The organism is Mesorhizobium sp. M2A.F.Ca.ET.039.01.1.1, assembly GCF_003998035.1.
Taxonomy (GTDB): Bacteria; Pseudomonadota; Alphaproteobacteria; order Rhizobiales; family Rhizobiaceae; genus Mesorhizobium.
On the sequence record NZ_RZRY01000931.1, the window covers coordinates 1 to 2,045 of the forward strand.

The 2,045-nt window shown below is 64.3% G+C and carries 3 protein-coding genes; all 3 read right to left on the reverse strand.

Annotation, left to right across the window (positions count from 1 at the left end):
• On the reverse strand, positions 1-280 hold a 280-nt coding region (locus EOA24_RS35715), incomplete at its 3' end, for an FAD-dependent oxidoreductase (protein WP_127410688.1).
• Positions 277-1,251, reverse strand: a complete 975-nt coding sequence (gene nadA / locus EOA24_RS35720; protein ID WP_127410689.1) for a quinolinate synthase NadA — start codon at positions 1,249-1,251, stop codon at positions 277-279. The genes nadA and EOA24_RS35715, both read right to left, overlap by 4 nt.
• A 64-nt stretch (positions 1,252-1,315) precedes the next feature.
• A partial coding sequence (locus tag EOA24_RS35725) for a hypothetical protein (protein WP_127410690.1) occupies positions 1,316-2,045 on the reverse strand: 730 nt, incomplete at its 5' end.

Sequence of the window (2,045 nt, forward strand, 5' to 3'; positions counted from 1 at the left end):
CTTCAGGCACGGCCTCGACCACGCGCCTGGCCATTTGTTCGTCGCAAAGCCCATCGCCCGCGGCAAGCGTATCGGCAAGGTGCAGGTCCGGGCTGTCGTCCTCGGCAAAGGCCGCTGCGAGCCCGCCCTGGGCGAGCGTGCTCGAGGCGTCCGTCCCAAGCGCGGTTCTGGAAAGGAGGACGACTGGCTGGGGTGCCAGATGCAGTGCTGTCATCAGTCCGGCGAGACCGGCGCCGATGATGACCGGCGCCCCGCCGATGTCATGGACGTGGGTTGTCATACGAAGAGCATGCGCTCGACGGCCCAGCGGGCGCGCTCGGCGACACGCGGATCGATGGTGACGATGTGGCGGTTCTGCTCGAGCGCGCTGCGGATATTGACGAGCGAAATGCGCTTCATATGCGGGCAAAGATTGCATGGGCGCACGAAGTCCACGTCCGGATGCTCGACGGCGACATTGTCGCTCATCGAGCACTCCGTCATCAGCACGACGCGCGCCGGCTTATGCCGTCCGACATAGTCGGACATCGCCGCCGTGGAGCCGGCGAAATCGGCCTCGGCGACCACCTCGGGTGGGCATTCGGGATGGGCGAGCACGGTCACGCCGGGATGCGCTTCCCGTAGCTCTCGGATATCGGCCGCGGTGAAGCGCTCATGCACCTCGCAGCGTCCCTTCCAGGCGATGATCTCGACCTTGGTCTGCGCCGCGATGTTTTTTGCCAGATATTCGTCGGGCAGCATGATGACGCGTGGCGCATTGAGCGACTTCACGACGGCCAGCGCATTGCCCGACGTGCAGCAGATGTCGGATTCGGCTTTCACGGCCGCGGATGTGTTGACGTAGGTGATCACCGGGACGCTAGGATAGAGCTGGCGCATCAGGCGGACGTCCTCAGCCGTGATCGAGTCCGCCAGCGAACAGCCGGCGGCAAGGTCTGGAATGAGCACGGTCTTGCCGGGATTGAGGAGCTTTGCTGTCTCGGCCATGAAATGCACGCCGGCGAGCACGATGATGTCCGCCTCGACCGTCATCGCCTTGCGGGCCAGCGCCAGGCTGTCGCCGACGATGTCGGCCACGCAATGGAAGATCTCTGGCGTCTGATAATTGGGCGCCAGGATGACGGCGTTGCGCTCGCGCTTCAGCGCCAGGATCGCGTCGATGTCGTCGGCAAAGGCCGGCCATTCGATCGGCGGGATCACCCGCCGGACGCGCTCATAGAGCGACGCGGCCGTTGGTAACGCGCCAATCATCCGCGCCTCCGCTTATATTCGGGCTGACAACAAGCGGCATATATCTACGTCGACTATAAAGGTGTCAAGCCCGCGAAAGCGGCAATTTCGTTCCCGAGACGACAGCGTTGTCGTCGAGAACAGCACGGCGGAAGCGGTAGAGCTTTGCTGGCCGGCCGCCTGTGTCGAGAGACGTCTCGCCGGTCTCCTCGACCAGCTCCTGCTGCTCGACAAGCCTGCGGAAGTTCGGCTTGTTGATGAGCCTGCCGACCAGCCCTTCCACGGTCCGCTGCAGCTGGAGGAGCGTGAAGGTCGGTCGCATGAGCTCAAAGACGACAGGCCGATATTTGATCTTTGAGCGCAGCCGCGCGATCCCTGTCGCCAGGATCCGGCGATGGTCGGCGACCATTGCCTTGCCTGATACGGAAGCGGCGGGAGCGGCGTTCGGATCCACACCAGCCTCCTCGACCAGCGCCGCTTCATAGAGCAGTTCGTAACGCTGAAGCGTGAGCTCCTCGTTCCAGGGGCGATCGTCGAAGGCAAACGCGATCGCCGCGCGCTGGCCGCGGTCGCGCCGGGAGGCCGCGTTCTCGGCGCCTTTCGCCCAGGCAATCAGGCGCCGCCGCAATAGATGCAGCGCTTCAGGCACGCCTGAGCGGTGATCCTCCCAGGGAAAAAAGTCGTACCAGCTTCTCCACTGGGATTTGCGCGACGCCGTCATGGCGTCCTGCCGGGTCAGCGCGAGATAGCTGATGGAGATGTTGCGCTGTTGGCGCCCAGCCTCGGTGCGGTCTCGGTCAGCGAAGGTATAGAGC

What these genes read in the sequence shown, in the direction of transcription:
- nadA (WP_127410689.1), bottom strand. Translation starts at nt 1,251, where the DNA reads ATGATTGGCGCGTTACCAACGGCCGCGTCGCTCTATGAGCGCGTCCGG.